Raw genomic sequence first — 18,216 nt, 5'->3', positions numbered from 1 at the left:
AAAACTACCTTCGCTTCCGCCAAGTATCTAGAATGGAAAAATCATCGTTGAAGCGAGGGCCTTATGACATTGCCGATTCTTTCCCCTAGTGAAGTTCAAAAACAGCTTTTACAGCGCCAATACGCCGCTCAGGGGACGTATCTTGCGATGTACAGCTCGTGGCTTGGTGGCATTATCAAAGATCCGGGGTTGATGATGGTGCCGGTGGATGATCATCTGGTCCATCGCGGGGACGGGGTTTTTGAAGCGATCAAGGTCGTCGATGGTCAGGTATTCCTGATGCAGGAACACCTGGAGCGGTTGGAGTCCTCGGCCGGTCAGATAGGGCTGCCGCTGCCACATTCCCTGGCGGATATGAGAAATATTATTTTGGAGACCACAAAAGTTTCCGGCGCACGCTTTGCGGTTTTGCGCCTGTATATTTCCCGTGGGCCGGGGTACTTTACGACGAATCCCTATGATTCCATCAGTTCGCAGATGTATTTGATTGTGACCTCTTTCACACCCTTTACAGACGAAAAATATCTGAAGGGTGTTAAAATCGGGCGCAGCCAAATTGCCCCGAAAGATCCGTGGCTGGCCAGAATCAAAACCTGCAATTATCTGCCAAATGTGTTGATGAAAAAAGAAAGTGTCGATCGAAAAATTGATTTCACCATCGGGATTGACGGGCAGGGGTTTGTAACTGAAGGCAGCACAGAAAATATTGTTCTGATTGATCAGGATAAAAATCTGATCCGTCCCAAGTTGCGCCAGATTTTAAAAGGCACCACCATGATGCGAACCTTTGAACTGGCAGAAAGTCTTCTGGGGGAAGGCCTGTTGAAATCCATTCAGGAGCGCGATCTGACAGAACAGGACATTGCATCTGCATCTGAGGTGATGATGATCGGAACCACCTTGGATGTTCTGCCAGTGGTGGAGTATGAAGGGCAAACGATCGGGGTGGGGCAGCAGGGTCCAGTGGCCTTCCGTCTGTTGCAGCTTCTGCGCGAGGATATGAAAAAGGGGCCGAAAACGACCCCTGTGAATTATTAAACTTCCAGTTGAATTTTATCCAGCAGTTCTGGATCGCTCAGGACTGCTTCGCCACCTTTGGCAATCGCGGTCAGCGGACTTTCCGCTACGCGCACTTGCAGGCGGACTTCGTTTTGAATGCGCAGATCAAAATCGCGAATCAAAGCGCCGCCACCAGCCAGCGTGATGCCTCTTTCGATAATATCGGACACCAGTTCCGGAGGAGTGTGCTCCAGAGCTTTGTGAATTGCATTGATGACTTCCTGAATGCAGCCATTCATCGCAAGACCGACGTCTTCTGAACTGACCTCCATAGAGCGATTCATGCCTGTGTCAGCATCGCGACCGGAAATCGTGACGCTGCGGATGTCTTTTTTAGGAACCGCTGTGCCGATGGTGATTTTTAGGTATTCCGCTGTAGTGTCGGAGATATTCAATTTTTTGTATTTCTTGAAGTAATCAATGATCGCATCGTCCAGACGGTGACCACCCACGCGAACAGCTTCGCAATACACAATATCAGCCAAAGCAATCACGGCAACTTCCGTGGTGCCTCCGCCGATATCGATGATCATGTTACCTTCGGCGGATTTTACGTTCAATCCAGATCCGATCGCAGCCGCCATGGGTTCATCAATCAGGAAAACTTCTTTGGCGCCTGCCGCTTTACAGGAATCAATAACGGCTCTTTTTTCCACCTCAGTCACACCATAAGGCAGAGACACGACGACGCGCGGGCGGGAAAAGACATTTTTAACACCGGGTTGGCTTAGGAAATGTTTTAGCATGACTTCAGAAGTTTCAAAGTCCGCAATCACTCCGTCGCGAATGGGTTTTTGCGCGAAGATGTTTCCGGGATTGTTAGCCAGCTTTTCCTTGGCGTCACTGCCCACGGCGATCACACGTTTTTTGCCCGGACTTGTTTGCTGATAGGCAATCAAAGAGGGTTCATTCAGAATGATCCCTTTTCCGCGCGCTGCGATCAATGTGTTGGCCGTTCCCAAATCTACGTAAAGATCGGCAGCGGTACCGGTATCGTCCTTAAAGAACCATGACAACATATTTACTTACCGAATCCTTTGTGGCTTTCAAATGGGAAGCTGATGAACAGGGAAATGTAAGAGTAGGACTTGTTCAGATCCACTCCCAGCTCTGCGCCCAGATTCACTTCGTTCCAGTCAACATAGTGGAACTCTGTCCCGATGGCGATATTGCTGGCGACGATATTTTCCTCTTTGGTGTTCAGGAATGTAAACGGGATTGCCACATAAGGCACCGTCAGGCCGTAGTCCGTGTCCACGCGCTTGGAAACCATCGGAGCCAGTTGTAGTTGCAGCAGATTTTCGTCCTCGTCGCGAGCCAGTCCCGCGCCAAAGCGCAAGCCCATCGCAGGTTGGTTGTCCACGTCGGGAATTGGAATCCACTTCACGCTGGCAAAAGCATTAAAGTCCACAGCTCCGGCACCCATGCTGATGCGTGCGCTGGTGGATTCGTTGATGGAGGTATCCAGAAAGACGTTGAAGTTTGCTCCGCCGCCCTTGTTTGTCAGGATTTGGGGTTCCGCGCCCAGTTGGTACTTGCCCGGAGCCAGAACTTCCCCGGATTCAGCGATGCTTAAGTACGCATGCGCTTGCGAAGATAAAAACAGAGCAAAAACGAAGTATTTAGCAAATTTCATGGATAAAAACCTTTCGATTCAAAAAATCGTAGCGAGTCGCGAATCGTTTGACAAGACTTTGATCCAAAGAGACTCTGATTAGGTGACAAAATTGCCGATTTCTCTCGTGATCATTACTTTGAACGAAGAGGCGCACATTGAGCGCTGCATTCGCTCGGCCCCTTTTGCAGACGATGTTGTGGTGGTGGACAGTTTTTCGACGGATCGCACCGTTGAGATTGCTCAAAAATGCGGCGCCCGCGTGTTTCAGGAAAAATGGAAAGGTTTTGGTCCTCAGAAGGCTTTTGCAGCGGCTCAGGCGAAAAACGGGTGGATTTTGTCTTTGGACGCCGACGAAGCGCTCAGCCCAGAGTTGGCGGAAGAACTTTGTCAGGCATTTGCCTCTTTGGATCGCGAAGCAGGATATTTGTTCCCCCGCAAGTCCTACCATTTGGGGCGATGGATCACTCATGGCGGGTGGTATCCGGATTATCAGCTCCGTTTGTTTAACAAAGCCGAGTCCCAGTGGAATGCGGCTGATGTTCATGAAAAGGTCGAAGTTAAAAGAAAGCTCAAAGTGAAGCACGACTTGCATCACTGGGTGTTCGACAGTCTTAGCGACCAAGTGGTGACCAATGATCGGTATTCCACCTTGGGGGCGAAACAGCTGATGGCGTCGGGAAAGAAGTTTTCCTACTTTAAGTTCTTCACGAAGCCTTTTTCCAAATTCATTGAAACGTATATCGTGAAACGCGGATTTATGGATGGGCTCCCGGGTTTTATTATCGCGGTGGGGGCGTCTTATTCCCTCTTCCTGAAGTTCGCCAAGATGTGGGAGGCCGAACGTGTTCAGAAAAATTCCAACAGTTAAAGTTCTTTCTTATATTTTGATTTTCATGGTCTTTGCTTTGAAAGCCGAGGCTGTGGCGCCAAAGTACCCAGCGGTCAGGGAAGTGCGTGGGGTGGCGTGGTTGACGGGGAAAGATGGCAAGCGCCTGTCTTTGCGAAGACCTGTCGTGTTGCGTGAAAAAGCTCTTCTTGAAACCTCATTGGATGGGGAAGTTAAAGTACAACTTGATGAAAAGCGAGCGATCACGTTGTTGGGTGCAGGCGAGCTGGCCATCCCGGTGATTTCCTGGGAAAGTGGTGAGGCTCCAGTGGTGATTCTGAAGACCGGGCAGTTGCACTGGCAACAAAAGCTGCAGGACAAGGCGGCTTACAACATTGCTTTGCGTTCGGACCTTTTTGAGTTCATTGCTCCGCCGGGTGATTATGTTTTGAGTATTGATCCGTCCAAGGCCGTGGCCGGGGTGAAGATGTTTGAAGGCTCGATGGAGTTTTCGGCCTTAAACGGCGAAGACAGCGCCAAGGTGCAAAGTGGACAGCAGGTTAGTTTTCAGGGTGTTTTGGAAGGCGGCGAGATTACCTACGATATTTTGCTAAAAGGGAAAAAGATCCCGCGCGGTCGATTGACAGCGGTGACCTCGTTGGACCTCAAAGAATTATCCAAAGCCAGCGAGGCAGAAAAGTTACGCCTGAAAAAAGAGAAGCTTGAAAAAGATCGTTTGGCAAAGGCCAAGGCTTTGGCGGCAAAAGAAGGGGCGATTTGCCAGCGCCCTTCCGGGCGTTTTAACGAGTGCTCATGGACTTGTTTAAGCAACCCGAAGAAAGAGAAAAAGGCCTGTTTAGTGGCGGCTTCGGGTGTTTCTTGTGTGCGTCATCGCTGTAATGCCAACGGGGAGTGGGCCGAGGAAACGGTTCTGGATGCCGAAAAAGGTGGCAGCATCTGTAAGGCGCAGGTTGTCGTAGGTCCTTGTGATTATTAGTACTTTTTAAAATCCTTATTACGGGGTCATTTTCTTGCTTGCACTTTGTTCGGCAAGGCCCTATAAAAGATCTTCCTTTGTGGTGGGTATAGCTCAGTTGGTAGAGCATCGGATTGTGATTCCGAGTGTCGCGGGTTCAAGCCCCGTTACTCACCCCAATTTTCTTTCCTAGGAAATTGAATAAGGTCCTCCAAAAATCATAAATAGCTGAAAATTCAAATCAAGTGGTTTCAATCTCCTTCGAGAGATCGCCTCTATCCGTTCTACAGTCGTCCAGACGACTGTAATCTTACAATTTGCCTGAATGCTCAATAAATAAACATAATCAAATTGTCATATAGGAGTCGATTTATGGATCTTTTGTAGGAATCAAGCGGCAACCATGGCTTTTTGCCTTCTCTTGGTCAGGGCAATCAGTTTAAGACCATTATCGAATCCGTGCCCGCGGGAATTCTGATGGTGAACAGTGATGGACTGGTGGTTCTGTGTAACGCTGAACTGGAAAGGATGTTCGGATATTCCCCCGGAGAGATTGACGGGATTTTACTGGAACAACTCGTTCCCGGTCGTTATCGGCAAAATCACCCGGGCTATCGCAAAAGCTTTATGCAGCATCCAAGCAAACGTCAAATGGGCGCCGGACGGGAACTGACAGCACTGTGCAAAGACGGTCGTGAGATTCCGGTGGAGATTGGCTTAAATCATATCGAGATCGACGGCTTTGAAAAATTCTGGCAGGCGGATTCGGGAATCAATCGCCGCAGAATGGGCTTGGGATTGGGGCTTTCCATTGTCAAACACATAGCAGAGCTTCACGGCGGAACGGTGTCCATCGAAAGTCCCGGGGTCGGTCAGGGAACCGTTTTTCATGTGCGTCTTCCGGTGAACAGCGCGGTCTCTAGCGTCTCGTCTGCATTTCCTTCTTCTAAACGACCTTCTGATTTCTACGAAAACATGGCGGCTCGTGATGTCTCACTGGACGGGTTGAGTATCTTTTTATTGGATGATTCCGAAGACACTCTGGCATTGCTAAAACGTCTTTTGGAAAAGCAGAGTGCGGCGGTGACAGAATGTTCTCTTCCGAAAAAAGCACTGGAGATGCTGAAGGTCGGGGATTATGACCTTTTAATTTCCGATATAGGAATGCCCGAAATGGATGGCTACGAGATGCTAAAGAGTCTGCGCAAATGGGAGAAAAAATTCCACCCGGGAAAACATATTCCGGCGATCGCGTTATCCGCCTACAGTGCAGACGAGGATATTCAAAAAGCCAAAGATTCAGGGTTTCACTTATCAGAACGGCGACAAGTACGAGGGCTTTTGGAAAGACAGCAAAATGAACGGCTATGGACTTTTTACGTTTACTCAAGCAAAAGCCACCTATGACGGAGACTGCCCCGGCTCATCATCAGGCTGGTTTTATCGGCAAAGGCGGTCGTGCGCAGAACCTCTTTGGAAGGTGAACAATGGCGGCTGTATTTGTAGGGTGTACCACCTCGGATCAGGCGAATGCTTGTCAGGATGCCTTCGGGGCCACCAGCCGCACCGGATTCAAATGCCAGAATAGTTTTATCTGCGCCCCGATAGCAGACTCCACGGGTCAGATTGCCAGCAGGCCCTTCTTGAAAGACATAGGCGGTCCCCAAAGAGGCTTGAACACTTTGAAGATTGGCAATTCCAATGGCATGCCCCAGAACGGTTTGTGCTCCTAAATTAAGTTCTTTTTTGTTGTTTAAAAAACCAAAAGTGGAATCCTGATTTGCTGGAGTCGTCACGCAGCCCACGGCCGCTAAAGCAGAAATGAAAATCAGAATTTTGTTGAAAAATGCCATCTTACTTTCTCCTTAGATCTTTTATGTTCCTGACGGAGCCGGTGATAGTCCATCAAAAAAGATCGTAAAGGCGGCCTGTTCCAAAATTTTTGAAGACCTTTGCGGGGACATCTTTGCTAAGCGTGAATTATAGCTTTGCAATCCTGAGGGATTTGACGCTGCAAAATCTCTAAAATGTGCCGCTCAGGTCCAATAAAGGCATGATTTTCCTTGATCATGCTTTCGGGGCTCTATAATTCTGCGCTTCTGATTATGACAGAAACTCAGGAGCTTCCATATTTTGCAAAAAAGCTGACCGAGCTTTTTGAGGTCAAAAAGACCAAGAACAGACGCTATTCTTTGCGCGCTTACGCAAAGTTCTTGTCCATGAACCCGGGCACTCTTTCCGCCATTATGAAAGGAAAGAGAATGGTTCCTCTTCAGGATGCCGCCAACGTGATGTTAAAGCTGGAACTGCCACCCTCCGAACAAGAGCAGTTCCTGCTAAGTCTTGGTGTGAACAAACCACCTGCGGAATCGGCCTACAAGCTGGACGCCAGCAAGTACGGGATTCTTTTTGATGAATGGGAATACTTTGTAATTCTCGCAGTGTTTCGTCTGCCTGACTTTAAAAGCACAACGGCCTGGGTTGCACAGAAAACAGGGATCGCGAAAGATCGCGTGGAAACCTGTCTGCAAACTCTCGAAGAGCTCAGTATGATTGAGCGTCCTTCCGGAGCCCCCTGGCAGCGACAGCATCGGAATCTCTACTCGTCCCATGATATTTCCTCCAAGTCCATGCAACGGGCCCATTTAAACACGCTGGACATGGCCCGGGAACGACTGCCGGTGATTCCGGTGCAAGAAAGAGATTATTCATTTGTCACTGTTGCTTTGGATGAAAAGCGGTTTAAAAAGCTAAAAAAGCTGGTGTTGAAATTCCGCGATGACGTTTTTGAACTCGACGAACAATCCAAGGGCGGAGAGCTTTATCGCGTGGCCTTGCAGTGCTTCCCCATTTTGAACAAGAACGAATAGGAGCCCGAGATGTTAACTGTTTTAAGTATCATTCTGTCCTCTTCTTTGACTTTCGCTGGTGGTGACTGGGTGGGGAATGGTGGAAATGTACTTGAATGTGCCTCAGGATCTCAGGTGCAGCTTTTGGATTACTATGAAGGCCAGCAGCAACGGCACATTCCGGTGAATCTGGGGTCCGGTGTCTCCTATCACGAAAAAGTTCTGTTTGTGCTTTCGCGTTTGGAAGTCATCAATCCCAGCCGGGCGGATAAATATAAAAACTGGTTTGCGACGTTCGATGCGGAAACACAGTGGTTCTCTGAAGGAAAGTTTTTGCCGATTCGCGACTCCGGCGCGGTGATTATTCCCACGGACTGCGAGATCCGCCAGATCGCGATTCAGCGCCCTCAGGATTTGATCATGCCGGGGGATAAGCGCTATCTTGTTGATTTGCGCCTTTGGAATCGTCTTTCTGAACAGGACAAGGCCGGTCTGATTCTTCACGAACTGATTTATCGTGAGGGCATTGAAAATGACCAGTCTTCATCTCCGCGGGTGCGCTACTTCAATCAAATTCTCAGCTCGGTGGCAGTTGCCTCCTATTCCAGTCAGCAACTGATGGAGCTGGTTAGGCAGGTGGGCTTTAGCGAAACGGATTACATGGGTGTCCCGGTAAATATAAAACACGCGACTTACCATGACAGTGGTGCTCTTCGGGGAGCTTTAGGAATTGCCGGGGCCTGGAAAAACATTGGTTTCAGAAACAAATGGATTGGTTTTTTTGAAAGTGGCCGACTGGAGCACATTTCTATGGACTCTTTGGTCGGAATTACCGTGGAACTCTTTGGACAGAAATTGGAGCTGAAAGGCGAAAGATCTTTGGCTCCGGTGTCGCGGATTTCATTCTATGAAGACGGATCTGTTGCCGCGATCCCTTTGGTGGGCTCCATGGAAGTCATCCTGCAAGGGCAAAAGGTGCGAGTTGCCAATGTTCATGGTGCTGTATCTTTTTGGCCGAATGGTCAATTGCAGGCGGGAACTCTTTTGGATTCATGGGCGTACAGTGAAAATGGCAGGACTCAATCGGTGAGCGGGGCTGTAGAGCTGGATGTAACAGGTCGTCTGATTCCTAACTCTTATCATTTGTTCTTAAAGACTAATTCGGCTGAACTTGAGCTGTACCGTCTTCAGATGTGATCACATACACGGTGTAAGATCCGTTGTGAACAGGCAGGCTTAGCAGGAACTGACGTTCGCGGTGTGCCAGTTGGTCCGTGTAGAACTCCAGAACCACTTGATGAGTGTAACGATTTACACGCGCAATAGTCGGCTGGGACACGATAGCATTTTCACCATTCATATCCTGCAGGCTCGGAGTAAAGAAATTATTGGAAGGCGACGGAACAGGTTTGCCATTGATGCAGTCAGCATCAACCAAGGAAAGGATAACTCGAGTTGTGTTCGCTTTTTTGATGACCAGGTTTACATTCAGCCACAATACATCATATGCAGTCCCGCGGGCTGCACAGTGAACTTTTGCCACTTCCGGAGCATCCAACTTAACGGATTGAGCCTGGCTCGCGAATGCCGTCATAAAGATAGCAAGAGACAATAGAATACGCATAAATCCTCCTAAATTTTGTAAAGAGGGGATAACCAGAAATTTGATTGGTATAAAGATTAAAAGACCCGGACAGCGTTCTTCTTGTTGCTGATATCCTTCCACTGCAACGAAACCATTAAAAATGGGTCTGGCATAACTTGACTTCCGTGCCGCATCCTTCGGGCCGCGAATATCTCATTTGTTGTCCGGACAGTTTCTTGCTGCTAGTTTTCCGCGCCTATGTCACCAGCATTATTATCCGTTCGTCAGCCCGTATTTATCATGTCCCTGGTTATTCTTATGCTTACTTTGGGAGGCATTTCTTTAAAGAATCTTCCGATTGATTTGTATCCGGATGTCACACTGCCGACCGTGGTGGTGGTAACCTCTTACGCCGGGGCCGGTCCTCAGGAAATCGAAACCGAAATCACCAAGATTCTTGAAGATCAGGTTTCCACCATTTCAGGTGTGCAGAAGGTGTCCTCCCAGAATATGGAAGGCGTCAGTATTCTTAGTATCGAGTTTTCTTTGAAAACCAATCTGAATTTTGCAGAGCAGGAAGTCCGCGCCAAAGTGCAGAATTCCATGCGGGAACTGCCTGACGATGTGGACGAGCCGGTCATTCGTAAAGTAGGCCCTTCTGATGCGCCGATCATGTATATTTCCCTGCAGGCGGATATGGAAGACGGGAAGCTCTACGACCTGGCCAAAGAAACCATTTCACCGCAGTTTGAACAGGTCTATCAGGTTGGTCAGGTAGAAATTCTTGGCGGACGTAAGCGTGAAATTCATGTCAGCCTGAACCGCGATCGTCTGAACGGAACAGATGTCTCTGCCTCCAGTATTGCAGAGGCTTTGCGCAGCGGTGGTCGTAATATCCCTGCCGGCAAGATTGATGTGGGCGAAACCCAGTTTTCATTCCGCACTTTGGGGCAATATCAGTCTGTGGATGAAATCGGCTCCACAGTGCTGCGTTTGGCTGATGTGTATCATCCGATCACCATTGGCACGGTGGCTAAAATTCAGGATACGTTGCAGGATGAAAAGTCGCGCAGCCGTCTTAATGGCAAGAAAGCGATTAATTTTAGTATCTACCGTCAATCCGGGGCGAACTCGGTCAAGGTCGCCGACGATATCGCCAAAAAAGTGGAAAAGATCAATGCAGACTTCAAAACCCAGGGGGTTGAAGCGCAAATGAAGATCGTTCAGGACACCAGTAAAAAGATTCGCGCCAACGTTTACGACGTGTACGAGTCTATTATATTTGGTGTGATTCTGACGGTTATCGTCGTTTATTTCTTCCTGGGCAGTATGAAGTCCACTTTGATTACCGGCTTTGCCCTTCCGAACTCCCTGTTGGGGGCCTGTATCGTGATGGGGATCTTTGGTTTTTCCATCAATATTATGAGCCTTCTGGCAATGAGCTTGGTTGTGGGGCTTTTAGTGGATGACGCCATCGTCGTGCGAGAAAATATCTTCCGTAAATTAGAAATCGGAATGTCTCCGAAAAAAGCCGCTGTCGTGGGAACCAACGAAGTGACCATGGCGGTTGTGGCGACAACTCTGACAATTCTGGCGGTGTTTGGGCCAATTGGAAATTTGCAGGGGATTGTAGGGCAGTTCTTCAAGCAGTTTGGTCTGACCATTTGTTTTGCCATGATCGTGAGTTTGTTTGACGGTCTGTTTGTGGCTCCGGCTTTATCGGCTTATGTGGCAGGCGAACATTCCCATAAGCCACCGACTTCGCGTTTCGGCCGTTGGAACCAGTCGGCGTTGAAGGCCTTTGACCGCTTTCAGACACGTCTTGAACAGTGGTATGTTCGGACCTTGACGTGGGCGTTGGCGCATCCGATGAAAACGATTCTGGGGTCTATCGGTATCTTCATTTTTTCACTCTTTATTGCCACCCGGGTTCCATTTACTTTCCTGCCTGCGCAGGATAACGGTGAATTCTTCGTGCAGTTTGAACTTCCCCCGGGCGCCAGTCTGGATGGGACGGATGAAGTGGCCAAAGAGATCGAAATCCGTACAAAAAAGTTTTCCGAGATCGAGGATATTCTGACCTTCATTGGCTCCGGTAACGGGGAAAGTCACAAGGGCAGTTTGTATATCCGTCTGGTTCCGTCCAAAAAACGCAGCCTGAATACGACCCAGACCAAACAGGCTTTGCGTGAAGCCTATAAAGGTTTGGAGAAATACAACATCATCGTGACCGACAATCCCGGTCAGCAGAACAGCCGTCAGTTCAACTTGAATATCGTCGGGCAAAATATGAATGACCTGATTCAGTATTCGGAAAAAGTTCTGGCGAAATTAAAAACTGAACCGGGTCTGCAACAACCAGACACCAGCTATCGTTCAGGGAAGCCTGAATTCCAAGTGCAGCTTCAGCGTGGCAATGCGCAAGCTTCCGGGGTGTCTTTGACAGGTATCGGGATGGAGCTTCGTACTCTGATCGAAGGTCAGACTCCGGCTATTTATCGAGAAAATGGGGTTAACTATGATGTGCGTGTGCGTTTGCAGGCGGATCAGCGTGATCTGCGCGAACAGTTCCCCTCATTAAAGGTGCCAAATCTCAGTCAGCGCATGGTGCCGTTGGCCAATGTTTCCACTTTGAAAGAGGCTCAGGGGCCGTCAGTGATTTTGCGTGAAAATCGCAATCGCTATATTCAGCTGTCCGCCGATATCACTCCGGGCGGCAAGGGCCTGGGCGGTGTGATGGCAGAAATTACAGCTTTATCCAAGACAGAATTGAAACCGCCTCCGGGTGTTTCTTTCAGTTTTGTTGGGGAGGCTGAACGTTTTGCAGAACTGATGACCAACATTTTGGTGTCATTGGGGCTGGGAGTGATGTTCATCTTTCTGGTTCTTGCCAGTTTGTATGGTTCATTTATCACGCCATTTACGATTATGTCGGTGATCCCGTTGGCGGCATGCGGGGCGTTTATCTCTTTGTTTGTGACTCGTTCCAGTTTCGATCTGTTCTCGATGATCGGTTGCGTGATGCTGATGGGGCTAGCCACAAAGAACTCGATTCTTTTGATCGATTCAACCATTGAACAGCAAAAGCACGGTGTAAAGCCTGTGGATGCCCTTTTGAAAGCCGGTGAAACCCGCTTGCGACCTATTATCATGACTAGCTTGGCCTTGATTGCCGGGATGGTGCCGGCGGCGATTGGTCTGAATGAGGCTTCTAAATCCCGCACAAGTTTAGGGATCGTTGTCATCGGGGGAACCATCAGTTCGACGTTACTGACCCTGTATGTGATTCCGGCGCTGCATCTTTATGTAGATCGTTTCCAAAATTGGTTTATGCGGAAATACCATAAGATTTTCGGTCACGATGAATCTGAGATCTAAAGAAAAAGGGTGCTGTATGCAGCACCCTTTTTTATTTTAGCAGGTCAGTCCATTGCCAGATGATTTGTGGGGATCACAGCTTTGTCCTTCGGGAATATTTTCCACTGGTGCTGGCGCTTTGTTTAAGGCTGTGTTCTGGCAGCTCGTATTCGGAAGAGCATCAATAGCCTTTCTGAGGCTGATTTCGCTTTGATATCCCACCGTATGTGCGATCTCATCTCCAGCAGGGGAAATCAAACTCATGGTTGGGACCGCACGAATATTGAATTTGCTGGCAATGGCCTGATTTTCCGGCAGGCTGACATTCACACGCACAATTTGGAATGAGCTGGAATTGCACTCCTTTTCAACCTGCGGAAGATAAGCTTCCATCTGATGGCAGACAGGGCAGGTCTCCGTATGGAAGAACAGCAGCTTTGCCGCATTCGGAGCCACAGACTCCAGATTTGTCGGTCCGTTGGGGGTGACAAAGGTGATTTGCTCATGCGTTCCGTCTTCGGAAACAAGGGAAGGCAGATTGGACTGAGTCAGGATAACAAAAGCCACCAAAATCAGGCCGTACCCTGTGGCGCGCTCAATTCGGGGCAAGTAAGGGCGCAGTCTGTTCAGGCGGCCCTGAACCAGATCTCCACCGATTGCCAGGGCCAGGAATGGGACAACGATTCCCAAGGCAAAGCTGGTCATCAAAGCCACGCTTTCACCTAAAGAACGATCTTTCGTGGCGACGTAACTTAGAACACCGCCCAGAATAGGTCCTACGCAAGGAGTCCACGCCAGTCCAAAGGTGGCTCCGAAAAGAAATCCATGCAGGGACTTGGGCAGATACTTTTGTACATTAGGCAAATAAGCCGACCGTCCCAGCCATGACAGCAGGCGGGAACCATCGCTATTTTGAAAGGCCATGCCGGACATCTTCAGACCGTACAGGAAGATCACAATCGCCGACACGATCAAAAGAGGACCTTTGGCTTCCCCTAAGAAGTCAGAAACAAATGGAAGGCTTAGTCCCATCAGTGTAAAGGTCGTCATAAAGCCCAGAGCAAACAAACCCGTGGACTGCAATCTGGCAAAGCGCGAAGCATTCCCAGCCATTAAATAGTTCGCGGCAATGATAGGAACCATTGGCAGCACGCAAGGGGAAAAGAACGTTAACAGACCCGCTCCGAAAACACCTATCAGACTTAGTTCCATTGAATCTCCTCTGCTTGTTTTTGAATTTCATAGGCCATTTCGCGCAGGCGAAAGGCCTTGAATCCTTTGCCTCTCAGTTTTTCCACCAGGGGATTGGCCAGCGTGCAATAACGACCGCGACAGAAAACAAAGACTGTCTTACTTTTCGCGATGGGGGCGGAATTCTTTTTTAAATCCGCCGGAGGAATATGAAGAGCCCCGTTAATGGGAGAGCCGTCAGCATCATCCAGTTCGCGAGCATCCACCAGCACGGCTTTGCCGGACTTTACCAGCTTTAAGACCTCTGCCAAGGAAAGCGAAGTGCAAAGCTCGTCCGGGCAAAGAGCTTTCTCGTCCTGTTGAATCTGCGGATTTAGTTGGAAAGCCAGATTCTGCAAGGCCAGCCACATTTCCAGCACTTTTTCATTCGCCAGACTGTAGATGCGGGACACGCCGTTTTTTTCGCACTTAAGCAGGCCCGCGCGCAGCATCTTCTGAAGATGTTGAGAGGTGTTGGCGATGGATTCCCCGGACTTCACGCTTAAGGTTTCCACTGTGCTGGGGCTGTTGGCCAGCGATTGCAGAATGCGCAGGCGAATCGGAGAGGCCATGGACTGAGAAATCAGGCCAAGGTTTTCATAGACACGGGATCGCCTGCCTTTGCATACGGTGATGATAGATGATGTTGATTCGCCGTGGACTCACGAAAACATGATGGTGCTGCAAAGAACAACGCTGCCAGAACAGTTCGATGTTTGGATGCGGATCCCCACCGTGCAAAGATTCAATAAAGACTATCTGACTGTACGCAGTGAGCGCATGAAGAATCATCTTAAAGAGCGAATGTCTTTGACGGATCCCCAGATCCTGAGTTTCCCGCAAGAATACTATTACACTTATGCCCAGTTGGGTGCTTCACGCTTCCCGGTTTTTGGCGAAAAGCAGAAGGCGCGGCGTGGTCGCAGTTCTTATGGGAACCTGCATTTGGATGGACCTGAAGTTTGGCCGAACTACCATTGGGGATCTTACTTTGACAATCATGAGGCCATCCAAGGCCGTATCGTGAGCTGGTGGAAAGAAAAACTGCTCAAGGAACAAAAGGAAAAGAAGCGAAAGGAACAGAACTCGTGATTGAAAGATACACTCGCCCTGAAATGGGTCTTCTGGGGAATCACGTCCCTTGCGTGTGCGGGACAGTGAATCCGGCAAAGTCGCATCCAGTTCCAGCAAAAGACCATTCTGTTTGTCGATGAAATACATCGCTTTAATAAGGCCCAGCAGGATGTGTTGTTGCCGTTTGTGGAAAAGGGCGATTTGGTGCTGGTCGGAGCCACCACAGAAAATCCTTCTTATGAATTAAATCGCGCCCTTTTAAGCCGTTGTCGTGTGGTGATCTTTGAACGTCTGTCTGACGAGGACTTAAATAAAATTATCACACGTGCGGAAGGCCACTATACCAAGTCACTGGATCAAATCCTGACTGCGGCCGCAAGACAGAATCTGATTGAGTACTCTGACGGCGATGCCCGTCGCCTGATTAACAGTCTGGAAATTCTTTATACGTTCACCAAGGACGAGGATCAGGCGGAACTTCTTGATGTGAACGATATGCGTGAACTGCTTCAGCAGAATCCGTTGGGTTACGACAAGAACTCTGAAATGCACTACGATACGATTTCAGCCTTCATTAAGAGTGTTCGTGGCAGTGATCCGGATGCGGCTATGTACTATCTGGCGCGTATGCTGGATGGCGGGGAAGACCCGATCTTTATTGCCCGTCGTTTGATTGTTCTGGCCAGTGAAGATATCGGCAACGCGGACCCACGGGCTATTTCTGTGGCTATTGCCGGCTTACAGGCGGTGGAAGCCATTGGTCTGCCGGAAGGGGCTATTACTCTGTCACAAGTGACAACTTATCTGGCATCCTGCCCGAAATCCAACGCTTCTTATATGGCTTTGCACAAGGCGCGCGAATTGGTTGAAAAGACCCGCACTCTGCCAGTCCCGCTGCATTTGCGTTCTGCCAAGACTGCACTGGCAAAGGATCTGGGATACGGCCGTGATTATAAGTATCCCCATAACTATCCAACCGGATGGGTGGAGCAAAGCTATCTGCCGGATGAGATCGAGGAAAAGCCGTCTCTGTATGAACCCACGGCGCGCGGTTTTGAGAAGAACATCAAAGAATATCTGAACTGGATGAAGCTGAAAAAAGACCTCAAAGAATAGCCTCGTGTTGTTCCGGTCCGGCGTTTGTTCTAAGCTGGCTGTATGGGTGATCTTTCAGAGTTTCGCGACTTAAGCATCATTAGAAAGTGCAAAGACATTATTCCTATCTCCGAAGGTTGGTCGGGTGATTTGAAGTTTCAACTGGTCCTGGATCAGGAAAGCTATTTGCTGAGACTGACTGCAAAAGATCTGGCGACCAAGAAGGAAGAACAGTTTAAGGCCTCATTGCCGCTCCGGGGACTGGGGCTTCCGCTAAGCACTCCATTGGAGTTTGGGATGTGTCAGTATCGCGGTGAAGACTATTGCTATACTTTATTGTCCTGGGTTCCGGGGCAAAGTGCTGCAGACATCCTTCGTGAGATGTCTGCAGACGGGCAATATAAGATGGGGTGTCAGTCGGGGAAGATCTTAAAGGCCATTCACTCCATTCCCATAGCCAGCAAGTATCAGGAGCTGAACTGGGAGCTCTATTTTAATAGAAAATTGAATCGAAATATTCAACTGTCCAGGGAGTGTCCTGTAAAGTGGGCCGGGCAGGATAAGATTATTTCTTATATCGAGAACAATCGCCGGTTGCTTGCGGGGCGGCCGATCGGTTTTCATCACGGCGATTATCATGTCGGTAATATGCTTATTCATAATCAGCAGGAACTGGGGATTATTGATTTTAACAGGCTGGATCACGGTGATCCTTGGGAAGAGTTCAATCGCATCACCTGGTGCGCGCGACTAAGTCCGCATTTTGCGACAGGTAGAGTTAACGGCTATTTTAGTAACGATGTGCCAGAGGATTTTTTCAGGCTGTTGGCGCTGTATATAGCCAGCAATCAACTGTCGTCAGTGCCGTGGGCAATTCAGTTTGGAGCAGAGCAGGTGCAGGTGATGCTTGCCGAAGTCGAGAGCGTGCTAAGTAGCTATGATAATTTCGGCAAGTATATTCCGGATTGGTATTTGCAAGATTGTGATCTTTAGATGGCTCTTTGAGCGCAGACACTTACGCAGGGTTCAGTTCCTTGGGCAACGTAAGAAAAACGTGTGTTGCCCGGAATTTCCACGCGGTCTCCCGGACGCAGAACAAACTGATTACCGGCAACATTGAAAATCATTTCGCCGCTGATGATGACTCGCACTTCCGCGAAGGGTTTGCGATGGTCAGCCACTTTTTTGTGTGGCTCCAGAACTTGTTCGTAGGGCTCCATGCCTTCGGATTCCAGGATCAGATTTACCTGCTGCTTGTTCGGAACAATGGGTGCCTGCCAACGTGTGATGATCATAGTATATGCCTCTTTCGGGCCTCGTTATCTCAAATCGGCACAGGCATTACAAGTCACGGTGCCGACGAATCTCGCCTTGAAACAGTATCACGAAAAAATATCTGAAATGCGACAGGATAAGAGGCCGGATTCTCAACTTTTTTTGTTTTCTCGTTAAGTCCTCGTATGGATTGACGATACCTCTATTGTAGGAAGGACCCTAGTTATAGGGGAGGGTAATTTGAGCAGTTCAAAAACAAAGTCGACACACGCTGAGCTAGATAACATCCTGAATTTTGTCGATTCCTCTAAGGGTCTTAGAGCGAAGATTCACGAGACTGGCAAAGTGCAAATCCGCCAGGACCTCGATGGCAAAGTGTTTTCCTTCAACACTCAGGAAGTCAGTGAGGTTCTTCACCGTGCAGACTCCGAAGGAAAACCATTTATTCAGGTGAATTTTAAGAACGGAACCAAGGTTCTTCTGACTGAAACTCTTGTGGGCTTCAAGCCGCTGGAGACGCTTGGTCTGGATATGTCCCGCATTCCGAAAGTGGTCACAACACCGGATCTTTTAAGTGTGTATGAGGCTATTGAAGAGTCCATGGGCGCCGATAATGGTCTGGATCATGAGGTGGAAATCCTTAAAAAGGTCTATACCGCCATCGTATCCGGTGGGGAAAAGGTTGGATTCGACCTTAGTTTTGAAAGAGCCTGGTTAAATAGACTTCTGGCGTCAAAATTCAAAGCAAGCGCTTAAAATTCTGTATTTTCAATAACTTAATAATGTTTTTTGTCATAACCGAGGCCCCTGCCTCGGTTATTTATTGAGCAACTTCTGGTGGGTTATTAAATTTTCGAAAAAAAGCTATTGACCTTTTTCGGCCCTTACGAGAAAACAGCTCCACTTCGTTTGGGGGCATAGCTCAGCTGGGAGAGCATCTGATTTGCATTCAGAAGGTCGCAGGTTCGATCCCTGTTGCCTCCACCAAATTTCTCCTCTTATAAGAACTCTTTATATGAGTTCCGCTGTAACGAGATTCTTTTCTTCTTTAGGACGTTTGTCTCGATGAAGAAAAAATAAAAAAGATAGTTGACGAGAAACAAGAAATCGATAAGATTGGTTCCTCGCGCTTCGATAGCGAAGTGATTGAATTTAAAAAATTCGCTCTTTGAAAACTGAATAGCTAGATAAAATAGATTTTTGGGCTCTTTGAATGCTGAGTAATTAGCATTCACAATTTCAAAAAATATTCGAACAAACAATAGCGTAAAA

Annotated in this window: 18 protein-coding genes and 2 tRNA genes; 13 read left to right on the top strand and 7 right to left on the bottom strand. The window is 48.6% G+C overall.

All coding sequences use genetic code 11. The features are described from left to right. The first annotated feature begins 63 nt into the window (after positions 1 to 63). On the top strand, positions 64 to 1,038 hold the full coding sequence (locus EZJ49_RS11850) for an aminotransferase class IV (protein ID WP_262552351.1): 975 nt from the start codon (positions 64 to 66) through the stop codon (positions 1,036 to 1,038). On the opposite strand, the gene EZJ49_RS11845 is transcribed toward EZJ49_RS11850, so the two are convergent. Both EZJ49_RS11845 and EZJ49_RS11840 read right to left on the bottom strand, forming a co-directional pair. Further along, entirely contained in the window at positions 1,035 to 2,078 is a 1,044-nt protein-coding gene (locus EZJ49_RS11845) for a rod shape-determining protein (protein ID WP_262552350.1), read from the bottom strand. The genes EZJ49_RS11850 and EZJ49_RS11845 overlap by 4 nt on opposite strands. 2 nt (positions 2,079 to 2,080) lie before the next feature. After that, positions 2,081 to 2,695 (bottom strand): hypothetical protein, encoded by a 615-nt coding sequence (locus EZJ49_RS11840; protein ID WP_262552349.1) that lies wholly within the window; start codon positions 2,693 to 2,695, stop codon positions 2,081 to 2,083. Positions 2,696 to 2,786: 91 nt separating this feature from the next. Between EZJ49_RS11840 and EZJ49_RS11835 the strand changes: the two genes are divergently transcribed. The 4 genes from EZJ49_RS11835 (at position 2,787) to EZJ49_RS11820 (ending at position 5,886) form a co-directional block, all read left to right on the top strand. Next, a complete protein-coding gene (locus EZJ49_RS11835; RefSeq protein WP_262552348.1) occupies positions 2,787 to 3,545 on the top strand; it encodes a glycosyltransferase family 2 protein in 759 nt (252 codons plus the stop codon). Beyond that, complete coding sequence (locus EZJ49_RS11830; RefSeq protein ID WP_262552347.1) at positions 3,520 to 4,500, top strand: hypothetical protein; 981 nt, start codon at positions 3,520 to 3,522, stop codon at positions 4,498 to 4,500. The genes EZJ49_RS11835 and EZJ49_RS11830 overlap by 26 nt, the downstream gene beginning before the upstream one ends. Before the next feature lie 82 nt (positions 4,501 to 4,582). Continuing rightward, positions 4,583 to 4,658, top strand: a tRNA-His gene (locus EZJ49_RS11825). Positions 4,659 to 4,890: 232 nt separating this feature from the next. Continuing rightward, a complete protein-coding gene (locus EZJ49_RS11820; protein ID WP_262552346.1) occupies positions 4,891 to 5,886 on the top strand; it encodes a response regulator in 996 nt (331 codons plus the stop codon). On the opposite strand, the gene EZJ49_RS11815 is transcribed toward EZJ49_RS11820, so the two are convergent. Further along, positions 5,862 to 6,332: a hypothetical protein gene (locus EZJ49_RS11815; protein WP_262552345.1), complete on the bottom strand. Its 471-nt coding sequence runs from the start codon at positions 6,330 to 6,332 to the stop codon at positions 5,862 to 5,864. The genes EZJ49_RS11820 and EZJ49_RS11815 overlap by 25 nt on opposite strands. A gap of 216 nt (positions 6,333 to 6,548) precedes the next feature. Here EZJ49_RS11815 and EZJ49_RS11810 point away from each other — a divergent pair, with 216 nt between their 5' ends. Together EZJ49_RS11810 and EZJ49_RS11805 are read left to right on the top strand one after the other, a co-directional pair. Continuing rightward, complete coding sequence (locus EZJ49_RS11810; RefSeq protein WP_262555953.1) at positions 6,549 to 7,349, top strand: DUF4423 domain-containing protein; 801 nt, start codon at positions 6,549 to 6,551, stop codon at positions 7,347 to 7,349. A gap of 9 nt (positions 7,350 to 7,358) precedes the next feature. Beyond that, a complete protein-coding gene (locus EZJ49_RS11805) occupies positions 7,359 to 8,525 on the top strand; it encodes a hypothetical protein (RefSeq protein ID WP_262552344.1) in 1,167 nt (388 codons plus the stop codon). Here the strand turns inward: EZJ49_RS11805 and EZJ49_RS11800 are convergent. Then, positions 8,485 to 8,952 carry a hypothetical protein gene (locus tag EZJ49_RS11800; protein ID WP_262552343.1) on the bottom strand — a complete coding sequence of 156 codons (468 nt, stop codon included), beginning with the start codon at positions 8,950 to 8,952 and terminating at the stop codon, positions 8,485 to 8,487. The genes EZJ49_RS11805 and EZJ49_RS11800 overlap by 41 nt on opposite strands. Positions 8,953 to 9,171: 219 nt before the next feature. Here EZJ49_RS11800 and EZJ49_RS11795 point away from each other — a divergent pair, with 219 nt between their 5' ends. After that, entirely contained in the window at positions 9,172 to 12,291 is a 3,120-nt protein-coding gene (locus EZJ49_RS11795; protein WP_262552342.1) for an efflux RND transporter permease subunit, read from the top strand. 36 nt (positions 12,292 to 12,327) lie between these two features. Here the strand turns inward: EZJ49_RS11795 and EZJ49_RS11790 are convergent, their stop codons facing one another. Both EZJ49_RS11790 and EZJ49_RS11785 read right to left on the bottom strand, forming a co-directional pair. After that, positions 12,328 to 13,482: a cytochrome c biogenesis protein CcdA gene (locus tag EZJ49_RS11790; protein ID WP_262552341.1), complete on the bottom strand. Its 1,155-nt coding sequence runs from the start codon at positions 13,480 to 13,482 to the stop codon at positions 12,328 to 12,330. Continuing rightward, complete coding sequence (locus EZJ49_RS11785; RefSeq protein WP_262552340.1) at positions 13,473 to 14,072, bottom strand: ArsR/SmtB family transcription factor; 600 nt, start codon at positions 14,070 to 14,072, stop codon at positions 13,473 to 13,475. Before EZJ49_RS11785 ends, EZJ49_RS11790 begins: the two co-directional genes overlap by 10 nt. Positions 14,073 to 14,133: 61 nt before the next feature. On the opposite strand from EZJ49_RS11785, the gene EZJ49_RS11780 reads away from it, so the two are divergent. From EZJ49_RS11780 to EZJ49_RS11770, 3 genes are all read left to right on the top strand, one after another. Next, positions 14,134 to 14,592, top strand: a complete 459-nt coding sequence (locus tag EZJ49_RS11780) for a hypothetical protein (RefSeq protein WP_262552338.1) — start codon at positions 14,134 to 14,136, stop codon at positions 14,590 to 14,592. A gap of 69 nt (positions 14,593 to 14,661) precedes the next feature. Then, positions 14,662 to 15,690 carry a replication-associated recombination protein A gene (locus EZJ49_RS11775; RefSeq protein ID WP_316963680.1) on the top strand — a complete coding sequence of 343 codons (1,029 nt, stop codon included), beginning with the start codon at positions 14,662 to 14,664 and terminating at the stop codon, positions 15,688 to 15,690. A 42-nt stretch (positions 15,691 to 15,732) separates the two neighbouring features. Further along, a complete protein-coding gene (locus tag EZJ49_RS11770; protein WP_262552337.1) occupies positions 15,733 to 16,662 on the top strand; it encodes an aminoglycoside phosphotransferase family protein in 930 nt (309 codons plus the stop codon). On the opposite strand, the gene EZJ49_RS11765 is transcribed toward EZJ49_RS11770, so the two are convergent. After that, entirely contained in the window at positions 16,659 to 16,964 is a 306-nt protein-coding gene (locus EZJ49_RS11765; RefSeq protein ID WP_262552336.1) for a cupin domain-containing protein, read from the bottom strand. The genes EZJ49_RS11770 and EZJ49_RS11765 overlap by 4 nt on opposite strands. Before the next feature lie 220 nt (positions 16,965 to 17,184). Here EZJ49_RS11765 and EZJ49_RS11760 point away from each other — a divergent pair, with 220 nt between their 5' ends. Further along, positions 17,185 to 17,700: a hypothetical protein gene (locus EZJ49_RS11760; protein WP_262552335.1), complete on the top strand. Its 516-nt coding sequence runs from the start codon at positions 17,185 to 17,187 to the stop codon at positions 17,698 to 17,700. 155 nt (positions 17,701 to 17,855) lie between these two features. Then, positions 17,856 to 17,931: transfer RNA gene (locus tag EZJ49_RS11755), tRNA-Ala, on the top strand. Positions 17,932 to 18,216 lie beyond the last annotated feature (285 nt).

Origin of the sequence: Bdellovibrio bacteriovorus (assembly GCF_025558485.1) — a bacterium.
In the GTDB taxonomy this organism is placed as follows: Bacteria; Bdellovibrionota; Bdellovibrionia; order Bdellovibrionales; family Bdellovibrionaceae; genus Bdellovibrio; species Bdellovibrio bacteriovorus_G.
This window is presented reverse-complemented; position numbering and strand designations above follow the sequence as displayed.

Excerpts from the sequence above, each read along its gene's own strand:
- EZJ49_RS11850 (WP_262552351.1), top strand. The coding sequence starts at position 64 with ATGACATTGCCGATTCTTTCCCCTAGTGAAGTTCAAAAACAGCTTTTA.
- EZJ49_RS11845 (WP_262552350.1), bottom strand. The coding sequence starts at position 2,078 with ATGTTGTCATGGTTCTTTAAGGACGATACCGGTACCGCTGCCGATCTT.
- EZJ49_RS11840 (WP_262552349.1), bottom strand. The coding sequence starts at position 2,695 with ATGAAATTTGCTAAATACTTCGTTTTTGCTCTGTTTTTATCTTCGCAA.
- EZJ49_RS11815 (WP_262552345.1), bottom strand. The coding sequence starts at position 6,332 with ATGGCATTTTTCAACAAAATTCTGATTTTCATTTCTGCTTTAGCGGCC.
- EZJ49_RS11810 (WP_262555953.1), top strand. The coding sequence starts at position 6,549 with ATGCTTTCGGGGCTCTATAATTCTGCGCTTCTGATTATGACAGAAACT.
- EZJ49_RS11805 (WP_262552344.1), top strand. The coding sequence starts at position 7,359 with ATGTTAACTGTTTTAAGTATCATTCTGTCCTCTTCTTTGACTTTCGCT.
- EZJ49_RS11800 (WP_262552343.1), bottom strand. The coding sequence starts at position 8,952 with ATGCGTATTCTATTGTCTCTTGCTATCTTTATGACGGCATTCGCGAGC.
- EZJ49_RS11795 (WP_262552342.1), top strand. The coding sequence starts at position 9,172 with ATGTCACCAGCATTATTATCCGTTCGTCAGCCCGTATTTATCATGTCC.
- EZJ49_RS11790 (WP_262552341.1), bottom strand. The coding sequence starts at position 13,482 with ATGGAACTAAGTCTGATAGGTGTTTTCGGAGCGGGTCTGTTAACGTTC.
- EZJ49_RS11785 (WP_262552340.1), bottom strand. The coding sequence starts at position 14,072 with ATGGCCTCTCCGATTCGCCTGCGCATTCTGCAATCGCTGGCCAACAGC.
- EZJ49_RS11780 (WP_262552338.1), top strand. The coding sequence starts at position 14,134 with ATGATAGATGATGTTGATTCGCCGTGGACTCACGAAAACATGATGGTG.
- EZJ49_RS11770 (WP_262552337.1), top strand. The coding sequence starts at position 15,733 with ATGGGTGATCTTTCAGAGTTTCGCGACTTAAGCATCATTAGAAAGTGC.
- EZJ49_RS11765 (WP_262552336.1), bottom strand. The coding sequence starts at position 16,964 with ATGATCATCACACGTTGGCAGGCACCCATTGTTCCGAACAAGCAGCAG.